Origin of the sequence: Nonomuraea sp. NPDC050680 (assembly GCF_040654555.1) — a bacterium.
GTDB lineage: Bacteria > Actinomycetota > Actinomycetes > Streptosporangiales > Streptosporangiaceae > Nonomuraea.
Genome location: NZ_JBFAIF010000029.1, coordinates 85,122 through 104,890, shown reverse-complemented (window position 1 = coordinate 104,890; position 19,769 = coordinate 85,122). Strand labels below are relative to the sequence as shown.

Below are 19,769 nucleotides of genomic sequence, written 5' to 3'. Positions count from 1 at the left end.
CTGATCGTGCCCAAGTTCCTGGCCACGGACGCGTTCTTCATCTTCCTCATGGTCCAGTTCATCCGGACCCTGCCGAGGGAGCTGGACGAGGCCGCGGCCATCGACGGTGCGGGTTACTGGCGGGTCTTTCTGCAGGTGATCCTCCCGCTCTGCACCCCGGCGCTCGCCACGACCGGCATCTTCACTTTCATCTGGACGTGGAACGACTTCTTCAGTCAGAACCTTTACCTGACAAACTCGGACAATCTCACAGTGGCCGTTGCACTCCGCTCCTTCCTAGACTCCAGTGGCGAGTCGTCGTGGGGCCCCATGTTCGCGATGTCGATCGTGTCATTGGGGCCGATCTTCGGCTTTTTCCTTGCCGGTCAGAAATATCTGATTCGTGGTGTAGCGACCACCGGACTGAAGTAACACCCCCCGCAACTCTTCACCAGGAGGTAGAGCTGTGAAGCCTAGGATGATGTGGACGGTCGCCCTGCTGTCGGCGGCGGTCATGACGGCCGCCGCAGGCTGTGGTGGCGGCAGCGGCGACAAGGCCGGCGGTGACAAGATCCATCTCCGCTTCTCCTACTGGGGCAGCGACGCGCGGCAGAAGCTCACCGAACAGGTCATCAAGAAGTTCGAGGAGAAGAACCCGACCATCGACGTCGAGGGCGACTTCTCCAACTGGGAGAGCTACTACGAGAAGCTGGCCACCAAGGTGGCGGCCAACGACGCCCCCGACGTCATCAGCATCGAGATCCGCGGCCTGAGCGAGTACGCCGGCCGCAACGCCCTGGCCGATCTGTCGGGCAAGGTCACCACGGGCGACCTCGACCAGCAGGTGCTCACCAGCGGTCAGGTCGACGGCAAGCAGTACGCCATCCCGAGCGGCGTCAACACCTTCTCCATGCTCGTCAACAAGTCGGCGCTGGAGAAGGCCAAACAGAAGCTGCCCGACGACAAGTCCTGGACCTGGGACGACTGGATCAACCTGGCCAAGCAGATCTCCGCGGCCGGCAACGGGGTCAACGGAGCCGAGTACAACTACAACCCCGCCTGGCTGCAGATCTTCGCGGCCCAGCGCGGCGAGAAGTTCTACGACGGCAACAAGATCGGGGTGACGCCCGAGACGCTCAAGGCGTGGTGGGGCATCCACCAGCAGCTCATCCAGACCAAGGGCTCCGCCGACGCCGCCAAGAGCGCCGAACTGATCTCCGTGGGCCCCGAGCAGTCGCTGCTGGCCACCAACGCGGGCGCCATGGGCATGTGGTGGAGCAACCAGCTCAACGCCCTGTCCAAGGCGTCGGGCCAGGAGCTGACCCTGATGCGGATGCCCAAGGCGACGGGCGCGACCACCGGCGGCATGTTCCTGCAGCCGTCGATGTTCTACACGGCCTCCGCCAAGTCCGACCACCTCGCGGAAGCCGGCAAGTTCATCGACTTCATGGTCAACGACCCGGACGCGGCCTCGATCCTGCTGAGTGACCGTGGCCTGCCGACCAACGCCAAGGTGCTCACCGCCGTCAAGGGCAAGCTGCCGGCCGTCGACCAGAAGACGCTGACCTTCATCGACGCGGTCAAGGGCGAGCTGAGCCCGATCGTCGCCCCGCCGAAGGGCGCGCTGCAGATGGAGGACATCCTCAAGCGCAACAGCGAAGAGGTCCTCTTCGGCAAGACGACACCGGACGCCGGCGCGCAGAAGTTCCTGACCGAAGCCAACGCGGCCATCGCCGGCTGAGGTCTGATCCAGGCTGGGGGCACGACAGCCCCCAGCCTCCACTCCACGACTCGGGGAGAGAAGTTGAGCACCAGGTACGCCTTCGTCGGACTCGGCCATCGCGCCCAGATGTACGTCGACGCCCTGCTGGGCGACTGGCGCGACACCGGTACGATCGTCGGCCTCTGCGACGTCAACCAGACGCGTATGAACTACTACGTCGAGCGCATCGGCGAGCAGGTGCCGTGCTTCGCCCCCGACGAGTTCGGCAAGCTCCTGGAGCTGGCCGACGCCGTCGTGGTCACCACGGTGGACGCGACGCACGCCCGCTATGTCGTCGCCGCCCTCGACGCGGGACTCGACGTCATCGTGGAGAAGCCGCTCACCATCGACGCCGAGGGCTGCGAGGCCATCGCCGCCGCCGCCGAGCGCAACCCGGGCAAACTGGTGGTCACCTTCAACTACCGCTACTCCCCGCGTAACTCGGCGGTCAAAAAGCTCATCAGCGAAGGCGCGATCGGCGACATCACCTCCGTCCACTTCGACTGGGCGCTCGACACCATCCACGGCGCCGACTACTTCCGCCGCTGGCACCGCGACAAGGCCAACTCCGGCGGCCTGCTGGTACACAAGTCCACCCACCACTTCGACCTGGTCAACTGGTGGCTCGCGGCCGCGCCCGAGCTCGTCTTCGCCCAGACCGACCTGCGCTTCTACGGCCAGGCCCTGCCCAGAGGCCCGCGTCCCGCCCGCGGCCAGGGCGCGCCCGGCCTCGGCACCGACCCGTTCATCCTGGACATCTCCACCGACGAGCACCTCAAGCGCCTGTACCTGGACGCCGAGCACGAGGACGGCTACATCCGCGACCAGGACGTCTTCGGGCCGGGCGTGACGATCGACGACAACATGTCGGTCCTGGTCCGCTACGCCAACCGGGCCATGCTCACCTACTCGCTCACCGCGCACGCCCCGTACGAGGGATACCGCGTCGTCTTCAACGGTACGGAGGGCCGGATCGAGCTGGACGTCCTGGAGCGGCCCTGGACCCCCGAGCACGCCGCGATCGACCCGAGCGCCGCGGGCAAGGAGCACATGGCCGGCGCCGGGGAGAAGCTCATCCTGCACCGGCACTGGCAGGAGCCGGAGGAGATCGCCATCGAACAGGGGGAGGGCGGTCACGGCGGTGGCGACCGGCTGCTGCTCGACGACGTCTTCCGCGGCCCCGGCGACGATCCGCTCGGGCGCCCGGCGGGTTACCGCGACGGCATCCGCAGCGTGCTGGTCGGCGTGGCCGCCACCCGCTCGGCCGGCACCGGCGCGCCCGTCCGCCTGGCCGCCGACGGCACCCGCCTCGTCGGCGCCTGACCGATGCGTGAGTTGCGCCACCTCGGGCCGTTCTCCGGGCTGGCCGAGCTCGCGGAGCGCCGGCACGGCCTGTTTCCCGAGGCCGCGCCCGGCCCCGCGCTCAGGAAGGCCGCCCGCGAGGCCATCGGGACGCTCGACCTCGCCGTACGAGAGGTGCGGGTCGAGCGCTCCTGGACGACGCCGGACCTCAGCGGTGAGGAGCTCTCCTGGTCGGTGGGGTTCGGCCCGCGTACCCACGCCTACCTGCTCAAGCCCCGCCACGCGGAAGGACCGCTGCCCGGGGTGCTCGCGCTGCACTGCCACGCGGGCATGAAGTGGGCGGGCAAGGAGAAGATCGCGGACGGCCCCGAGCCGCCCACGCCTGAGGTGCTGCGGCTGCGCGAGCAGATCTACGGCGGCCGGGCCTACGCGAGCGAGCTGGCCAGGCGGGGCTTCGCCGTGCTCGTCCCCGACGTGATCGGCTGGGGCAGCCGCCGCTTCGACCGGGCGGACATGCCCGAGCGCGTGCTCGCCCAGGCGAATGATCCCGCCATGTCCGAGGCCGACCGCTACGACGTCGCGGCCGGGCACCACGAGCACGTGCTGGAGAAGTACTGCACCCTGCTCGGCACCTCGCTGGCCGGCGTGGTGGCGGGCGAGGACCTGGCCGCCGCGGCCTACCTGCGGTCTCGCCCCGACGTCGGGCGGATCGGCTGTGTGGGGCTGTCAGGGGGCGGCCTGCGCGCGGCGCTGCTCGGCGCGTTCGACACCGGCGTCGCCGCGGTCGCCGTCGCCGCGATGGTCTCCACCTACCGCGAGGTCCTGGACGGCTACGTCGCCGGGCACACCTGGATGTTCTTCCCGCCAGGACTGTCGCGCGTCTGCGACTGGCCGGCGCTGGTCGCCGCCCGTGCGCCCGAACCGCTCCTGGTCATGTACGGCGAGCGCGACCAGCTGTTCCCGCCGGCCGGGATGCACGCGGCGCACGAGGCCATCGCGCGCCGCCACCCGGACGGCGGCTACGAGGGGATCTTCTTCGACGCCCCGCACGCCTTCGACGTCCCCATGCAGGAGCACGCCTTCACCTGGCTAGAGCGCCACCTCGGCGGCTAGCCCGGCCGCCTCGGCGGCGGACAGGCGCCCGTCGGCCACGACCACGGACACGCCCCGGGTCAGCTCGTCCTCGAAGACCAGCGGCGTGTCCCAGGCCAGCGCGGTGCCCACACCGGGATATTGCGCCACCCTGACGAACCACGGATCGTCGCCCGCCCGGACGAACACCAGCGTCCAGTCCTCGCCCGCCAGCGCCAGCCACGGCGCCCGGGAGCCGTGGACCAACTCCTCGCCTTCGACGAAACCTTCGACGAAACCTTCGACGAAACCTTCGACGGAACCTTCGACGGAACCTTCGGCGGAACCTTCGGCGGAACCTTCGGGGGACGCGGCGAACACCCGCAGCCCTCGCGACGCCACCGGCGCCCGCCAGAAGAAGCCGCCATAGCCCGCCCCGGCCCGGCCCTTGGTGGCCGAGCTCTGGATCGTCAGTGGCGCGCCCGTGAGATTGCGCAGCGTGAAGGTGAGATCGAGCGCCCAGCCCCGCGACAGCGGGACGGCCCGCACGGTCCGCTCCTCACGCACCACCGGCTCCTCGCCCGGCCGCTGCCACAGCAGGGTCTCGGCGAAGCCCGAGGAGTCACGCCCGGTGAACGACACATGCCGCTGGATCCCGTGGTCGTCCAGCCACTGAGGCCCCTGGTCCCTGACGAAGGTACGGCCGCCCCAGAAGTTGCGCCCGCCGACATCGGTGACGGCCACGCCGGCGCCGAGGTGGTGCGGATGGTCCGCCGGCTGCACCTCGGTGACCACCGTGCCGCCCAGCGTGCGGACCGGGTGGAGGTAGGGCCGTGGGGCCGCGCTGATCGGCAGGTCGGGCCGCGTGACGTACTCGGCCACCACCTGGTCATCCACCATCAACGGCACGGCCCAGCTCACGCCCAGCTCGGAGAAGAGCTCCAGCCGCTCCGCGCAGGACTCGACCACCTGGGCGATGCCGGGCAGCACCGGCCCGTCACCGGAGAGGTCCTGGTGGTCCTGGGCGATCGGCAGCGGATCGGGCGCGACCCTGATGGCCTCCAGAACCTCCATGAACGCCCCGGTCCGGTGGATCGGCACGATCAGGTCGGCTCCGGTGCGTACGTGCTCGACGAGGTTCTCCAGCAGGTCTGCGCGGGGGAAGCGGCGCACCGGGCCGTCGCCGACGCGGACCTCGTCCACCGTGTACGTGAACGTGATCGTGCCCCGTTCACCGTGGACGACCACGTACGGCTCGTCGCGGCCGGTGGCGCAGAGCGTCACGGCGGCCACGATCGGCGGCCCGTCCGCCAGGTGGATGCGGATGGCCGAGGTGTCGTCCGACTCGATGGCGTTGGCATGGAACAGCTCCGCCTCGACCGAGGTGACCGCGCCGCGCTCCTCGGCGCCCGCCACGGCGAGGGCGGTGGCGACGGCGTGCGCGAACGGGTTGGTCAGCGCGCCGTCCACGATGTCCACGCCGTCGAGCCGGCGCCGCCCCGACCAGGAGCTGCGGGTGAAGTAGGAGGCGGGCCGCGGCCACGCCCCCGCCACCCCGATACCGGTCACGCGGCCGATCGTGTCCTCGGCGATCAGCCGCCGCACCTCCGGCAGGGCCGCGGACGCGAGGCTCTGGAAGCCCACCTGGCAGGCGAGACCGGCCTCGGCGGCGGCCTGCTCCATGCGCTCGAAGTCGGCGAGCGTGGCCGCCGTGGGCTTCTCCACCAGCACGTGCGCGCCGGCCGCCAGCGCCGCCAGCGTCAGGTCCGCGTGCGTCGGGATCGGGGTCGCCAGGATGGCGATCCGCGCGCCGGTCCGCTTGATCAGCTCGGGCAGGTCGGTGGAGAACTCCGGCGTACCGAGCCCGTCGAGGTCTTCGGGGGAGACCGGCCGCACGTCACAGACGCCCGCCAGCTCGATCTGGCCGGCCAGCCGCCGCAACCGGTTGAGGTAGTGGGCGCCGAACCCGTGCGCTCCGGCGAGTACGACCCGCATGCTCATCTCCAGTGGAGGCCGAGCCCCCGGTGCTCACCGACGCGCACCTTCGCGTCGCTCACGTGGACGGGATACGGCTCGGCCAGCAGGCCCAGCGCGGCGAACGAGGCGTCCTCGACCTCCTCGGCCAGGCACGGCAGCGGCAGCGCCAGCGCCAGCTGCGCCGACAGGTCGGGCAGCAGGTGCGGATAGACCGGTACGTCGAAGGTCCGGGCCAGCTCGGTGATGCGCAAGAACGGGGTGATTCCCCCGACCCTGACCACATTGGGCTGCACGATGTCGCAGGCCCCCGCCGTCAGCAGGTCGCGGAAGCCGTAGACGGTGTAGACGTTCTCGCCGACCGCGATGGGCACGTCCACGGAGCGCCGCAGCTCCACGTGCGCGGCGACGTCGTCGGCGGGCAGCGGCTCCTCCAGCCAGTGCAGGTCGTACGGGGCCAGCGCCTCGACGGCGCGGCGGGCCCGGTGCAGGTCCCAGCGCTGGTTGGCGTCGATCATCAGCAGCGTGCCGGGGCCGACGACCTCGCGGACCGCGGCCACCCGCTCGACGTCCTCGGCGAGGTCGGGCCGGCCCACCTTCATCTTGACCCCGGGATAGCCCGCGGCCTTCCACCGGCCGGCCTGGGCGACCAGCTCCTCCAGCGAATAGTGCAGGTTCACGCCGCTGCCGTAGACCGGCACCGTGTCCCTGCGCCGCCCCAGCACGTCGGCCAGGCCGCGCTCGCCGCAGCGCAGATCCCACAGCGCCAGATCCACCCCGGCCAGCGCGACGGTGGTGATCCCGCCGGGCCCGGCCTCACGCAGGTGCCGCCAGAGCCGGTCCCACACCACCTCGGGGTGCGGGTCCAGGCCGATGACGGCCTCGCGGATGTCGTTCTCCAGCAGCGCCTGTACGGCCCGCGCCCCGATCTGCGGCGTCCAGGAGAAGCCGGTGCCCGTCCGGCCGTCGTCGAGCGTGAGCTCCACGACCATGACGTGGTTGACGGGCACATCCGGCCCCCACGGCCTGGACAGCTCGGCGGTGTGAGCGCTCACTTTCAGGTCACGGATCATGAGACGCCTGCCAGCGACCGCCCGTGTTCGATCAGGGCCTTCAGCTCGGCCACGTGCTCGGGCGAGGCGTCGACCAGGGGCGGGCGCACCGGTCCCGCGTCCAGGCCGCCGAGTCGTACACCGGCCTTGACCAGGGAGACGGCGTAGCCGGGGACCTTGGAGCGCAGCCGTACGAGCGGCTCGTAGAACTCGGTGAGCAGGTGGTCGGCGCCGTTCAGGAACGCGGTGGCGATCTCGGGCGCGAAGGCGAAGACGGCGGAGGAGTAGAGCTCCACGCCGATGCCCCGGTAGGCGCCCATCGTCAGCTCGGCCGTCGGCAGCCCGTTGAAGAACCTGAACTCCTCGCCGATCTCCCTGCGCACCGCCAGCACCGTGCGCTGGATGAGGTCGATGTCGCCCAGGCCGTCCTTGAGGCCGATCACGCCCGGGATCCTGGCCAGCGCCACGACCTGCTCGGGGGTGGGCGCCACCGCGTCGCGCTGGTAGATGATGACCGGCAGGATCGCGGCGATCGCGCGCACATAGGCGCTGAAGCCCTCGTTGGGGCCCTTGGCCAGGTAAGGGGGCATGAGCAGCAGGCCGTCGGCGCCCGCCTCGCGAGCCGCGCGGGCCTGGCCCAGCGCCGCGCCGAGCGGCCCGCCGGCGCCCGCGAAGACCGGCACCTGGCCGGCCGTGGTCTCGACGGCCACCCGGACGATCGCGGCGTGCTCCGCTTCCGACAGCGCGGGGAACTCACCCGTGCCGCAGGCCGCGAACACCGCGCCGGGCCGGTGCTGGAGCCCGCGCCTGATGTGCTCGGCCAGCACCTCCTCGGCCAGCCCGTGGTCGGGGTCGAAGGGGGTCACGGGGAAGAAGAGGACTCCGCTGAGGTTCATCCGGTCTCCAGTTCGGTGTGCCACGAGCGCTTGGGCGTCCAGCCCAGCATCCGCCCGGCCTTGGCGGAGGTGAAGGCGGGAGAGGTCCCGGTGAGGTTCGTGGCCGCGGCGGCGGTCGAGGGGATGACGGCGGGGAGCAGCTCCGCCAGCGGCTCGCGGGCCAGCGCGTCGGCCGCCCCCGCGAAGAACACCTCGCCGTTGGGCAGGTCGGGCAGGCGTTCGAGGAGCACGGCGATCAGGTCGGAGGCGTCCCGGGCGTCGAGGTAGTTGAACAGCGAGGCCCCGGCGATGTCCGGCCGGTCCAGCCGTTCGGCGATCGTGTGGCCCGACTGGGTGGGCGCGCCCGCCCACTCCTCGGGAGCCACCACGAAGCACGGCCGCACCGCCGCGAACCGTGTCTCCGAGCTGCGCGCGAACGACGCCATCGTCTGCTCGGCCACGACCTTGGACAGGTTGTAGGCGTTCCACGGCGCGACGGGGTGCTCTTCGTCGATGGGCAGATAGCTGGGCGTCCAGCCGCCGGGCGCGCCGTAGCCGATGACGGTCGGGCTGCTGGCCACGATCACCTTGCCGACTCCGGTGTTGCTCGCGGCCGCGCACATGTTGAAGGCGAGCTGGGTGTTGGTACGGAAGGTCAGCCCGTCGGTACGGCTGAACGGGGTCGCGATCGCGGCCAGGTGGATCACGGCGTCGGGCCGGAAGCGGGCCATGACGTCATACGCCTCGCCCAGGTTCGTCAGGTCGGCGGGCAGGGTGACCGCGGCCTCGGGGGGAGTGCCCGGGGTGACGTCGATGCCGATCACCTCGTGACCGGCCTGAGCCAATGAGGCGACCACGCTGCGCCCTAGCCGGCCGGCGCTGCCGGTCACCAGTGTTCGTGTCATCGGTCGTTCACCACTCCTGCTTGGGATACAGCAACCGGTTGCAGAAAGTATCGACGTGGGGCCGGGAGAACGTCAAGCGGCCCGGCCTTCTCTGGCCAGGCGGTCTGGCCATATGAAGAGATATGGTGGGGATTTAGGTGAAAAATCCGGCGGGGATGGCTGATTGACAGTGATACAAACGATTGCACTAAAGTACTAGGTACGGTCGGAGGAGGCCAAGCGTGGCGGTGACGATTCGTGACGTGGCTGAAGCGTCGGGCGTGCATGTTTCCACGGTGTCCCGGGCGTTCTCCGCGCCCCACCTGGTCAACCCCGAGACGCGCACCCGCGTGCTCGCCATCGCCGAGGATCTCGGCTACCGGCCCAACCGCGCCGCGCGGGCGCTGACCACCGGCCGCACCCACAACATCGGCCTCATCGTGGCCGACATCGCCAACCCCTTCTTCCCTCCGCTGATCAAGGCCGCCCAGGCGCAGGCCAGGCTCCGCGACTACCACGTGTTCGTGGCCGACACCGACGAGGACCCGCAGGTGGAGGAGGATCTGATCCAGACCCTCACCAAGCAGGTCGACGGTGTGCTGCTGTGCAGCCCGCGCCTGACGAACCGGACGATAGAGCGGCTGCGCGAGGAGGTGCCGTTCGTCGTGGTCAACCGCCGGGCCAAGGGCATGCCGACCGTGCTCATGGACGTGGGCCGCGGGGCCAGGCAGGCCGTCGAGCACCTCACCGCGCTCGGGCACCGGCGCATCGCGCTGGTCACCGGGCCCAGCGGGTCGTGGACCAGCAAGGAGATGCAGGAGGCGGCCGCCGCGATGAACGACGTGGACGTGGTCTTCCTCGGCCCCAACCCGCCGACGGAGCTGGGCGGCCTGGCCGCGGCCACCGACGTCATCGCCTCGGGCGCGACGGGCGTGCTGGCCTACAACGACCTGGTCGCCATCGGCCTCATCGAGGGGCTCGCCGAGCGGGGCAAGAGCGTCCCCGGAGACGTCAGCGTGATCGGCGTGGACGACATCGTGCCGGGCCGGCTGAGCCGCCCGAAGCTGACCACGATCGCCATGCCCACCGCCGCCGCCGGCCGCATCGCCGTAGACCTGCTGCTCCAGTCGGTCGATTCGGCGGCCACCGCCGCCGCCACGATGCTGGAGACGGCCCTGATCGTCCGCGAGTCCACGGGAAAGGCACACAGATGATGTTCGGAACGCTGCCGTCGGGTGAAGAGGTCGAGCGCGTCGAGCTGTCCTCGGGACGGCTGCGCGCGAGCGTGCTCACGTACGGCGCCATCCTGCAGTCGCTGGAGGTGTCCGGCGTCAACGTGGTGCTCGGACTGCCCACGCTGGAGGACTACCTGACCCGCAGCCGCTACTTCGGCGCCGTCGTCGGCAGGTACGGCAATCGCATCGCGGGCGGCCGCTTCACCCTCGACGGAGTCGAACACCGCCTGCCGCTCAACAACGGGCCCAACAGCCTGCACGGCGGTAACCGCGGCTTCGACCGCAAGGTGTGGACAGTCTCCGAGGTCACCGGCTCCTCCGTGACGCTCACACTCACCAGCCCCGACGGCGACCAAGGCTATCCGGGCACGCTGACCGCCTCGATCACCTACACGCTCGAAGACGACGCCCTGCGCCTGGACTACACGGCCGAGACCGACGCGCCCACCGTCGTCAACCTCACCAACCACTCCTACTTCAACCTGGCGGGCGCCGGCGACGTGCTCGGGCACGTGATCCAGATGGACGCCGAGCACTACCTGCCCGTCGACGAGGACAAGATCCCCACGGGCGAGCCGGCGCCGGTCAAGGGCACGGCGTTCGACTTCACCACGCCGCACGCGGTGGGTGAGCGCTACGACGGCGGCTACGACCACTGCTTCGTGCTCGACGGCGGGATCCGGGTGACCGAGCCGGTCGGCGGCTTGACCATGGAGGTCACGACCACCGAGCCGGGCGTCCAGTTCTACGCGGGCGGCATGCTCGACGGCGTCGCGACGCCGTACGGACCGCACGCGGGTCTGTGCCTGGAGACGCAGCACTTCCCCGACTCGCCCAACCAGCCGCAGTTCCCCTCGACCGTGCTCAGGCCGGGCGAGACCCGCACCTCCACGACCTCCTACCGGTTCACCACCTGACCGCCCGCCCGCAGGGCGGTGGTGGCACGGAGCACCAGCAGCGCCACGTCGTCGTGTGACGGCTCGGTGGCGAACGACTCGACCGCCTGCCGGATCCGCTCGGCCACGGCGTGCGCGCTCAGCCCCGAGCAGCCCGACAGGATCGCGGTCAGCCCGTCGTCGTCATCGAGCAGCCGGTCGCCGTCGCGCCGCTCGGTGACGCCGTCGGTGACGCACAGCAGCAGCTCCTCGGGCAGCAGCTCGAACGTCTCGGTGTAGAACCGCGCGTCGCCGTCGATGCCCAGCAGCAGCTGCGAGGTGGCGACGGGCTGGACCTCGCCGTTCGCGCGCAGCAGCAGGGGCGGGGGATGGCCCGCCGAGGCGAGCGTGCACAGCGCGCCGCCCTGGGGCAGTGGCGTCAGCTCCCCGCAGAGCAGGCTGAGGAAGCGGCCGTCCTCGCCCTCGTCGAGCAGCGTCTGGTTGAGCCGGTCGAGGATGTCGGCCACGGTGTAGTTCTCCTTGGCCAGCAGCCGTACGGCGTGGCGGGCCAGCCCGGTCACCGCGGCGGCCTCAGGACCGCTGCCGCAGACGTCGCCGAGGGCGAAGCACCAGTGGTCGCCGACGGTGAACAGGTCGTAGAAGTCGCCGCCGACGTGGGCGCCCTCTTCGGCGGGCTCGTAGACGACCGCCGACTCCAGTCCCGGCATCGGCGCCACCCGCATGGGCAGCAGGCTGCGCTGCAGCACCCGTGACGTGGTCGCCTGCCGCGAGTAGAGCATGGCCGTGTGGAGGTTGAGCGCCACCAGGCGGCACAGGTCGGCGAGCAGGTCGGCCAGCTCCAGCGGGAGGGTCGGCTCGACGCGCCCGATCACCAGCGCGCCGTGCGAGCGGCCCTGGGTGAGCAGCGGGAACGACAGCACGCTCTCCGGCCCGACCGGCCAGGTCACCTCGCCCAGCGCCGCACGCGGGATGACGGGCAGAACCTGGCGCAGGTCGGCGTTGTGGCGTTCCTCGCTGTGCCACACGTGCGCGAGCCTGGTCATGCCGGCCAGGTCGGTCAGGTAGACCGCCGCCCAGGTGGCGATCTTGGGCACGACCAGCTGGGCCGTCAGAGCCGCGATCAGCTCCTCGTCGTGCACGCCCGCCAGTAGCTCGCCGGCCTCCGCGAGGAACGACAGCCGCCCCCGATGCGCCCGGTCCCGCTCGGCCAGTCGCTCGCGCTGCACGGTCACGGCGACCTGGTCCGCGATGTACTGCAGGCTCGCCGTGAGCGCCTGGTCGAACCGGCCGGGCTCGGCGGCCGTCGCCACGAGGTAGCCGGTCACCTCGCCCGCCACCATGAGCGGCGCGCACGCCAGCGACCTGGCCTGGAGCCGCTGGGCCAGCTCGACGTCGGTGGCCAGCAGGTCGTCGAACATCGCCGGCGCCTTCTGCTCCACGCCGAACACCCCGGCGGCCACCACGCCCACCAGCCCCGCCGTCGCCCCGGTGCCCGCCGCGACGCCGAACCGGTTGCCGCCCTCGGCCCGTACCAGCACATAGGCGGCGTCGGCCGCGCTGGACAGCTGGACGATCTGGGCGACGGTGTCGAGCAGCTCGTCGAGCGGCATGTCGTGGTCGAGCAGGTCCTTGATGCGGCCGCCCGGCTCCCGCTTGAGCGGGGCGGGTGGGGAGGCCAGGACGTAGCGGTGGTCGCTGGACACCACGATCCAGATCGACCGGCGGTCCTGCGCGCGGCCGTCGGTGCGCAGGTGGGAGATGTAGACCGGGAGCAGGTCCCCGTCGCGGTGCCGCATCCTGGACTCGCCGCGCCAGCGGCCCAGGCCGAGAGTGTCCGACAGCGACAGCGCGCAGGGGCCGTGCCTGCGCCAGGCGACCAGCTCCGCCAGCGGCCGGCCGACGACCTGGGCGGCGGACCAGCCGAGCAGCGCCTCCGCCTCGGCGTTCCAGGTGACGATCCGGCCGTCGAGGTCGCTCACGACGACGGCGACGTGCAGGGTCTCCGTGGAGGCCGCGATCGCGGCGGCCTTCGTGGCGGGGATGCCGGAGGCGCTCTCGTGGCCACACCCCTTGTCGAGCTCCATGCGGACCCAGACCCGCTTGGCGGCGCCCGTATAGGTGACGCCCCAGGCGTCGGCGAGCATGCCCGCCAGCGCGAGACCACGCCCCGAGGTGGCCATGCCCTCGGGCGGCGGCGACTCGGCGGCCGGCACGATCAGGGTCGGGTGGTGGTCGTCGACCTCGATCTCCAGCCTGGTCGGGACGGCGTTCGGGTCGAGCCGGCAGGTCAGCTCCAGCCCCGTGCCCGCGTGCACCACGGCATTGGTGACGAGTTCGCTGGTCAGCAGCACGGCGTCTTCGGTCAGGTGGCTCAGTTGCCATTCACCGAGCACCTGACGTACGAAGCGCCGTGCGGCCGCGGGGGCTTGCGGGGTGCCGTCGAAGGCCGTGCTCGACACGCGGGTCGTGTCCACTATGCGTCCTAGAACATCACTCGATGTGTCAGTTCGGTCACTCTCAGAGTGGCAGACTGGACGGCTCCAATACCCCCCAGTTGCAAAGAAGGCCTCCATGGTCGTGCTTTTGGACCTCTTGGAGGTGAGGTATGGGCGGGTCTCGGATGGTCCCGGGGGAAAGGAAGGTTGTGATGAATCGCCAGGTGAAGATCTTGCTGGTCGATGACAAGGACGAGAGCCTGGTCGCGCTCGAGGCGGTCTTACGCCCGCTTCAGCAGCAGCTGTTCAAGGCCAGGTCGGGGCAGGAGGCCATGAAGCTGATGCTCCGCCACGACTTCGCGGTGGTGCTGCTCGACGTCCTCATGCCCGGTATGGATGGCTTCGAGACGGCGTCCCACATCAAGCGGTTGGACCAGGCGCGTGAGGTGCCCATCATCTTCCTGACCAGCCCCGAGCCGGGATCCGGCGCCGCGTTCCGGGGTTACGCCGTGGGGGCGGTCGACTACATCACCAAGCCGTTCGATCCGTGGGTGGTGCGGTCCAAGGTCGCCGTCTTCATCGAGTTGTTCCGCAAGAACGCGGTGCTGCGCGAGCAGGCGGCCCTGCTGGGCGACCTCGTGCGGAACGACGTGGCGCTGTCGAGGAACGCGCAGGTGCTGTCCGGTTTCTCCGAGCGGCTCGGCGCCGTCGAGGCGCGGCTCGACGAACTGGCCGGCTCCTGCGCCGATGACGAGGCATTGAGGGAAGCGATCAGGGACATGGCCGGGCTGGTGGCCGACATGCGGGCCGCCTTCGACACGGTTCGATGGTGACCGGCCCGGGGTAAGAGAGCTTTCGCACCCAGCTGTCGTGCGCTCGGCGAGCCTGTGTGCGTTACGCGGTGTCTCCGTCGTACCTTTGGCATCATGGCCACCCGTACGCCGAAAAGCGCATCCAAGGGGCCGGCGAAGCGGTCGACCTCCGCCCGCTCGACCCCCGCCAAGCGCGCATCCAGCTCGACCGGGCGGCCGAGGGCGAAGGGGGCCGGGTCGGCCCGCAAGCCGGGCATGACCCACCATGACCCGATCACGTGGGTCTTCACGATGATCGGCAAGCTGATCGTCGGGCTCTGGATGCTGCTCGCCAACGGCATCGGCAGCACCGCCCGGGCGCTCGGCAAGAACGCGCGCGACCTCGATCCCGCGCACCGGCGCGACGGGGTGGGCCTGTCCGTGCTCGCCGGCGCCATCGTGCTGGCCGCGATGACCTGGCGCCAGGCCGACAGCACGGTCTCCGGCGTGGTCAACGTCACCGTGCACAGCGTGTTCGGGTCGCTGGCGTGGGCGCTGCCGCTGCTGCTCGGCCTGCTCGCCTGGCGCTACCTGCGCCACCCCGACCAGAACGCCGACACCGGGCGCATGGTGATCGGGTGGAGTGCGCTGCTGGTCGGCGTGCTCGGCGTCATCCACGTCGCCAACGACACGCCCTACCCCGCCGGCACCGCCAACGACGGCATGGAGCGGGTGTCACAGGCGGGCGGCATCGTCGGGTTCATCGTGTCGGCGCCGCCGATGAGCATCCTGCCCGCCTGGATCACGATCCCGCTGCTGCTGATCCTGTCGGGCTTCGGCGTGCTGGTCATCACGGCCACCCCTGTCCACCGCGTCCCGGAGCGGCTGGCCGAGCTCACGCACCTGCTGTTCGAACGGCACGCGCTCGCCGAGCAGGCCACGCCCGTCAAGAAGCGGCCCAGGACAAAGAAGGGCGAGACGGGCGACAAGCCCGATCTGGTCAAGCCGTACGACACGCCCGTGCTCTCCGAGCAGGAGAAGCGCGCCGAGCACTCGCCCGAGATCGTGCCGGGGCTGACGGACGAGGAGGAGCCGCCCCCCGCGCCGGTCAAGAAGGCGGAGCCGCCGGAGCACACTCCCGCGCCGCGCAAGGTCGAGCAGCTGGTGCTCTCGCCTCAGGCCGGGCCGTACAGTCTGCCTGATCTGCAGTTCCTCAAGCCGGGCAGCGCGCCCAAGCCGCAGACCAAGGCCAACACCGTCGTCGTCAACGCGCTGACCAGCGTCCTTGAGCAGTTCGTCATCGACGCGCAGGTGATCGGGTTCACCCGTGGCCCGACCGTGACCCGCTACGAGATCGAGCTGGGCCCCGCGGTCAAGGTGGAGAAGGTCACGGCGCTCACTAAGAACATCGCTTACGCCGTTAAATCGGCAGATGTCAGGATCTTGTCGCCGATTCCGGGGAAGTCGGCGATCGGGGTGGAGATCCCGAACGCGGACAAGGACCTGGTCTCCCTCGGCGACGTGCTGAAGTCCCAGGTGGCGCAGAGCGACCACCACCCGATGATCGTGGGGCTGGGCAAGGACGTAGAGGGCCGTACGATCGTGGCGAACCTCGCCAAGATGCCCCACCTGCTCATCGCGGGCGCCACCGGCGCCGGCAAGTCGGTCTGCGTCAACGGCCTGATCACCTCCATCCTGATGCGTGCCACGCCCGACGAGGTACGCATGGTGCTGGTCGACCCCAAACGGGTGGAGCTGTCGGTCTATGAGGGCATCCCTCACCTGATCACGCCCATCATCACCAACCCGAAGAAGGCCGCGGAGGCCCTCGAATGGGTCGTGGGGGAGATGGACCGTCGCTACGACGACCTGGCCGCCAGCGGGTTCAGGCACGTCGACGAGTTCAACAAGGCCGTCAAGGCCGGCAAGCTGCAGCCGCCGCCGGGCAGCGAGCGGGTCTACCAGCCCTATCCGTACCTCCTGGTGATCGTCGACGAGCTGGCCGACCTGATGATGGTCGCCCCGCGTGACGTCGAGGACTCCATCGTGCGCATCACGCAGCTCGCCCGCGCGGCCGGCATCCACCTGGTCATCGCCACGCAGCGGCCCTCCGTCGACGTGGTCACCGGCCTGATCAAGGCGAACGTGCCCTCGCGGCTGGCCTTCGCCGTGTCGAGCCTCACCGACTCGCGGGTCATCCTCGACCAGCCGGGCGCCGACAAGCTGGTCGGCCAGGGTGACGCGCTGTTCCTGCCGATGGGCGCCAGCAAGCCCATCCGCATCCAGAACGCGTTCGTCTCGGAGAAGGAGATCGCCGAGATAGTCACGCACTGCAAGACGCAGATGCAGGCCGAATACCGCGATGACGTCGCCGCGGCGCCGGTCAAGCGGGAGATCGACGGGGACATCGGCGACGACCTCGACCTGCTCGTCCAGGCGGCCGAGCTGATCGTGACCACGCAGTTCGGCTCGACCTCGATGCTGCAGCGCAAGCTCCGTGTCGGCTTCGCCAAGGCGGGGCGGCTCATGGACCTGCTGGAGAGCCGCAACGTGGTCGGCCCCAGCGAGGGTTCGAAGGCCCGTGAAGTGATCGTGAAGCCCGATGATCTGCCCGGTTTGCTAGCTGACTTGCGTGGCGAATGACCCCAATGCACGTTCGCCCGACGACTACTGATTGAATGTGAATCATTACAGAACGTCGTGGGACGGAAGGCGCTAGCCATGCCGGAACAGAGCACAGGGGCCATGCTGGCGGCGGCCCGGCGGACAGCCGGGCTGACGGTCGCGCAACTGAGCGAGACCACCCGCATTCGTGAGGCGATCATCTACGCGATCGAGCGTGACGACTTCTCGCAGTGCGGTGGTGATTTCTATGCGAGGGGGCATGTCAGGGCCGTAGCCAAGGCCGTCGGGCTCGATCCCGTGGCGACGGTCCATCTCTATGACGAAGAACACAGCGGGGCGGTCACGCCCATCCGGGCCGCAGCCGTCTTCCAGGCCGAGCGCAAGATCAGGATCAACGAGCGGCGCGGTCTCAACTGGACGATGGCGCTGGGCGTGGCCCTGGCCATCACCATGGTCTTCGGGGCGGTCAGGGTGCTCGGCGGGGGCACGTCGGACGAGATGCGCACCGCCGACTCCCGCCTCCTCCCGCCGAACGAGCCGATCAACGAGCACGCTCCCAAGCCGTCGCACGCCAAGGGGAAGGCGTCCAACGCGGTCGCCAAGGACGTCGTCGTCGTCAAGGTCAAGGCCAAGAGCCCGTCATACCTGAACGTCAGCGACGCCAAGGGACGCAAGCTGTTCTCGGGAACGCTGGCGGCGGGCAAGAGCAAGACCTACCGGTCCGACACCGAGGTCCATCTTCTGATCGGTGACGCGGGCGCCGTGTCGCTGCAGGTCGACGGCAAGGATCTGGGCCATCCGGGGGATCCGGGGGAGATGGTGACGCGCTCGTTCAAGCCTTCCAAAGCACAACGTAGGTAGCCCGTGCGCCCGGTGGTGGCCAACTGCCGATACCGTAGTGTTCACCATGTCATCCCGCCGAACCGCATCGCTGATCACTCTGGGCTGCGCGCGCAACGAGGTCGACTCCGAGGAGCTGGCCGCGCGACTCGAGGCTGCCGGCTGGCAGCTGGGCGACGACGACCCCGATGTCGTCGTCGTCAACACGTGTGGCTTCATCGACTCGGCGAAGAAGGACTCCATCGACACGCTGCTGGCCGCGGCGGACTCCGGGGCCAAGGTGGTCGCCGCGGGCTGCATGGCCGAGCGCTACGGCAACGAGCTCGCCGACGCTCTGCCCGAGGCCAGCGCGGTCATCTCCTTCGACGACTACACCGAGATCGGCGGGCGCCTCGACGACGTGCTCGCCGGACGACCGCTCAAGCCGCACACGCCTCGAGACCGCCGCACCCTGCTACCCATCTCGCCCGTGGACCGTGCCAGCGCGGGCAAGACCGCCATCCCCGGCCACGGCGACCTGCCCGACGGGCTGGCGCCCGCCAGCGGGCCGCGCGTGCTGCGCAAACGGCTCGACGAGAGCCCCGTGGCCTCCCTCAAGCTGGCCTCCGGCTGCGACCGGCGCTGTACGTTCTGCGCCATCCCGGCCTTCCGCGGCGCCTACGTCTCGCGCGACCCCGAGGAACTCCTGGCCGAGGCCGACTGGCTTGGCCACCGAGGAGTCCGTGAGCTCGTCCTCGTCAGCGAGAACTCGACGTCCTACGGCAAGGACCTGGGGGACCTGAGGGCGCTGGAGAAGCTGCTGCCGCGCCTGGCGGCGGTCGAGGGCATCCAGCGGGTGCGGGCCAGCTACCTGCAACCGGCCGAGCTGCGCCCGGGGCTGATCGACGTACTCGCCGGCACCGAGGGCATCGCCCCCTACTTCGACCTGTCCTTCCAGCACGCCAGTGGCACCGTCCTGCGCCGGATGCGCCGCTTCGGCGACCCTGAGCGCTTCCTGGGACTGCTGGACAGCATCCGTCAGGGCGCGCCCGAGGCGGGCGTGCGCTCCAACTTCATCGTCGGCTTCCCCGGTGAGACCGAGGAGGAGTTCGGCGAGCTGGTCGGGTTCCTGGAGCAGGCCAGGCTCGACGTGATCGGCGTGTTCGGCTACTCCGACGAGGACGGCACCGAGGCGGCCGGCTTCGCCGGCAAGCTTGACCAGGACGTCATCGACGAGCGCGTGCGCGTCCTGACCGAGCTCGCCGAGGAGCTGACCGCGCAGCGCGCGGAGGAGCGCATCGGCACGGAGGTCGACGTGCTCATCGACGACGACCTGGGTGACGGCGGCTATGAGGGACGGGCCGCCCACCAGGGCCCCGAGGTCGACGGGTCCGTCACGGTCCAGGGCATCGGCCTGGTCCGCGGTCAGATCGTGCGCGCGGTGGTGGTCGACGCCGAGGGGGTTGACCTGATCGCGCGCATCAAGGCCGGTCCATGACCAAGGACGAGCGCCGCGTGGTGAGCCCGTGGAACATCGCCAACGTCCTCACGGTCCTCCGGTTGGTGCTCGTCCCCTTCTTCGTCGTCTGTCTCCTGCTGCCGGGCATGGGCTGGCGCCTGGCGGCGCTGGCGGTGTTCGGCGTGGCCTCGCTCACCGACCATCTGGACGGTGAGCTGGCCAGGCGCTACGGGCTGATCACCGATTTCGGGAAGATCGCCGACCCGATCGCCGACAAGGCGCTGACCGGCGCGGCCCTGGTGTCCCTGTCGATCCTCGGCGAGCTGCCGTGGTGGGTGACGGTCACCGTCCTGGGCCGCGAGCTGGGCATCACCGCCCTGCGGTTCGTGTTGCTCAGGCACGCGGTCATCCCGGCCAGCTACGGCGGCAAGGTCAAGACCGTGCTGCAGATCACGGCCATCGTCCTCTACATCCTGCCCGGCGTGCCCGACCCGGTCCGCTGGGTGGTGATGGGCGCGGCCGTGGTCGTCACGGTGGCCACGGGCGTCGACTACGTGGTACGCGCGATCAAGCTACGTCAGGTGGCCCGACGGGCCCGCGGGGAGTGATC

16 protein-coding genes are annotated in these 19,769 nt (G+C 70.2%); 11 read left to right on the top strand and 5 right to left on the bottom strand.

Annotated features, from left to right (window positions below):
• The 4 genes from AB0H88_RS47605 to AB0H88_RS47590 form a co-directional block, all read left to right on the top strand.
• Positions 1–411 (top strand): carbohydrate ABC transporter permease (locus AB0H88_RS47605; protein ID WP_357656193.1); only part of this gene is annotated, 411 nt, incomplete at its 5' end.
• Positions 412–445: 34 nt separating this feature from the next.
• Positions 446–1,720 (top strand): extracellular solute-binding protein, encoded by a 1,275-nt coding sequence (locus tag AB0H88_RS47600; protein ID WP_357656192.1) that lies wholly within the window; start codon positions 446–448, stop codon positions 1,718–1,720.
• Positions 1,721–1,783: 63 nt separating this feature from the next.
• Positions 1,784–3,064, top strand: coding sequence for a Gfo/Idh/MocA family oxidoreductase (locus AB0H88_RS47595; RefSeq protein ID WP_357656190.1), 1,281 nt, complete (start codon positions 1,784–1,786; stop codon positions 3,062–3,064).
• Positions 3,065–3,067: 3 nt separating this feature from the next.
• Positions 3,068–4,156 carry a dienelactone hydrolase family protein gene (locus AB0H88_RS47590; RefSeq protein ID WP_357656188.1) on the top strand — a complete coding sequence of 363 codons (1,089 nt, stop codon included), beginning with the start codon at positions 3,068–3,070 and terminating at the stop codon, positions 4,154–4,156.
• On the opposite strand, the gene AB0H88_RS47585 is transcribed toward AB0H88_RS47590, so the two are convergent.
• The 4 genes from AB0H88_RS47585 to AB0H88_RS47570 are packed head-to-tail and all read right to left on the bottom strand — an operon-like array spanning position 4,133 to position 8,920.
• Complete coding sequence (locus tag AB0H88_RS47585; protein WP_357656186.1) at positions 4,133–6,109, bottom strand: DUF6807 family protein; 1,977 nt, start codon at positions 6,107–6,109, stop codon at positions 4,133–4,135. The genes AB0H88_RS47590 and AB0H88_RS47585 overlap by 24 nt on opposite strands.
• 2 nt (positions 6,110–6,111) lie before the next feature.
• Positions 6,112–7,161, bottom strand: coding sequence for a mandelate racemase/muconate lactonizing enzyme family protein (locus AB0H88_RS47580; RefSeq protein ID WP_357656185.1), 1,050 nt, complete (start codon positions 7,159–7,161; stop codon positions 6,112–6,114).
• Positions 7,158–8,036, bottom strand: a complete 879-nt coding sequence (locus AB0H88_RS47575) for a 5-dehydro-4-deoxyglucarate dehydratase (protein ID WP_357656183.1) — start codon at positions 8,034–8,036, stop codon at positions 7,158–7,160. The genes AB0H88_RS47580 and AB0H88_RS47575 overlap by 4 nt, the downstream gene beginning before the upstream one ends.
• On the bottom strand, positions 8,033–8,920 hold the full coding sequence (locus tag AB0H88_RS47570; protein ID WP_357656181.1) for an NAD(P)-dependent oxidoreductase: 888 nt from the start codon (positions 8,918–8,920) through the stop codon (positions 8,033–8,035). The genes AB0H88_RS47575 and AB0H88_RS47570 overlap by 4 nt, the downstream gene beginning before the upstream one ends.
• A gap of 221 nt (positions 8,921–9,141) precedes the next feature.
• On the opposite strand from AB0H88_RS47570, the gene AB0H88_RS47565 reads away from it, so the two are divergent.
• On the top strand, positions 9,142–10,113 hold the full coding sequence (locus AB0H88_RS47565) for a LacI family DNA-binding transcriptional regulator (RefSeq protein ID WP_357656179.1): 972 nt from the start codon (positions 9,142–9,144) through the stop codon (positions 10,111–10,113).
• On the top strand, positions 10,110–11,051 hold the full coding sequence (locus AB0H88_RS47560; protein WP_357656177.1) for an aldose epimerase family protein: 942 nt from the start codon (positions 10,110–10,112) through the stop codon (positions 11,049–11,051). The genes AB0H88_RS47565 and AB0H88_RS47560 overlap by 4 nt, the downstream gene beginning before the upstream one ends.
• Here AB0H88_RS47560 and AB0H88_RS47555 read toward each other — a convergent pair.
• The gene (locus AB0H88_RS47555) at positions 11,033–13,504 is read right to left on the bottom strand and encodes a SpoIIE family protein phosphatase (RefSeq protein ID WP_357656176.1); all 2,472 of its coding nucleotides are present in this window, start codon (positions 13,502–13,504) and stop codon (positions 11,033–11,035) included. The genes AB0H88_RS47560 and AB0H88_RS47555 overlap by 19 nt on opposite strands.
• Positions 13,505–13,677: 173 nt before the next feature.
• Between AB0H88_RS47555 and AB0H88_RS47550 the strand changes: the two genes are divergently transcribed.
• The 5 genes from AB0H88_RS47550 (at position 13,678) to pgsA (ending at position 19,767) form a co-directional block, all read left to right on the top strand.
• On the top strand, positions 13,678–14,298 hold the full coding sequence (locus AB0H88_RS47550) for a response regulator (protein WP_357656174.1): 621 nt from the start codon (positions 13,678–13,680) through the stop codon (positions 14,296–14,298).
• Between the two features lie 93 nt (positions 14,299–14,391).
• Positions 14,392–16,899 (top strand): DNA translocase FtsK, encoded by a 2,508-nt coding sequence (locus AB0H88_RS47545; RefSeq protein WP_357656173.1) that lies wholly within the window; start codon positions 14,392–14,394, stop codon positions 16,897–16,899.
• Positions 16,900–16,977: 78 nt separating this feature from the next.
• The gene (locus AB0H88_RS47540; protein WP_357656171.1) at positions 16,978–17,742 is read left to right on the top strand and encodes a helix-turn-helix domain-containing protein; all 765 of its coding nucleotides are present in this window, start codon (positions 16,978–16,980) and stop codon (positions 17,740–17,742) included.
• Between the two features lie 46 nt (positions 17,743–17,788).
• Positions 17,789–19,198, top strand: coding sequence for a 30S ribosomal protein S12 methylthiotransferase RimO (gene rimO, locus AB0H88_RS47535; RefSeq protein ID WP_357656169.1), 1,410 nt, complete (start codon positions 17,789–17,791; stop codon positions 19,196–19,198).
• Entirely contained in the window at positions 19,195–19,767 is a 573-nt protein-coding gene (pgsA, locus tag AB0H88_RS47530) for a CDP-diacylglycerol--glycerol-3-phosphate 3-phosphatidyltransferase (RefSeq protein ID WP_357656167.1), read from the top strand. Before rimO ends, pgsA begins: the two co-directional genes overlap by 4 nt.
• Positions 19,768–19,769: the final 2 nt, after the last annotated feature.

Excerpts from the sequence above, each read along its gene's own strand:
- AB0H88_RS47590 (WP_357656188.1), top strand. The coding sequence starts at position 3,068 with ATGCGTGAGTTGCGCCACCTCGGGCCGTTCTCCGGGCTGGCCGAGCTC.
- AB0H88_RS47585 (WP_357656186.1), bottom strand. The coding sequence starts at position 6,109 with ATGCGGGTCGTACTCGCCGGAGCGCACGGGTTCGGCGCCCACTACCTC.
- AB0H88_RS47580 (WP_357656185.1), bottom strand. The coding sequence starts at position 7,161 with ATGATCCGTGACCTGAAAGTGAGCGCTCACACCGCCGAGCTGTCCAGG.
- AB0H88_RS47575 (WP_357656183.1), bottom strand. The coding sequence starts at position 8,036 with ATGAACCTCAGCGGAGTCCTCTTCTTCCCCGTGACCCCCTTCGACCCC.
- AB0H88_RS47570 (WP_357656181.1), bottom strand. The coding sequence starts at position 8,920 with ATGACACGAACACTGGTGACCGGCAGCGCCGGCCGGCTAGGGCGCAGC.
- AB0H88_RS47560 (WP_357656177.1), top strand. The coding sequence starts at position 10,110 with ATGATGTTCGGAACGCTGCCGTCGGGTGAAGAGGTCGAGCGCGTCGAG.
- AB0H88_RS47550 (WP_357656174.1), top strand. The coding sequence starts at position 13,678 with ATGAATCGCCAGGTGAAGATCTTGCTGGTCGATGACAAGGACGAGAGC.
- AB0H88_RS47545 (WP_357656173.1), top strand. The coding sequence starts at position 14,392 with ATGGCCACCCGTACGCCGAAAAGCGCATCCAAGGGGCCGGCGAAGCGG.
- AB0H88_RS47540 (WP_357656171.1), top strand. The coding sequence starts at position 16,978 with ATGCCGGAACAGAGCACAGGGGCCATGCTGGCGGCGGCCCGGCGGACA.
- rimO (WP_357656169.1), top strand. The coding sequence starts at position 17,789 with ATGTCATCCCGCCGAACCGCATCGCTGATCACTCTGGGCTGCGCGCGC.
- pgsA (WP_357656167.1), top strand. The coding sequence starts at position 19,195 with ATGACCAAGGACGAGCGCCGCGTGGTGAGCCCGTGGAACATCGCCAAC.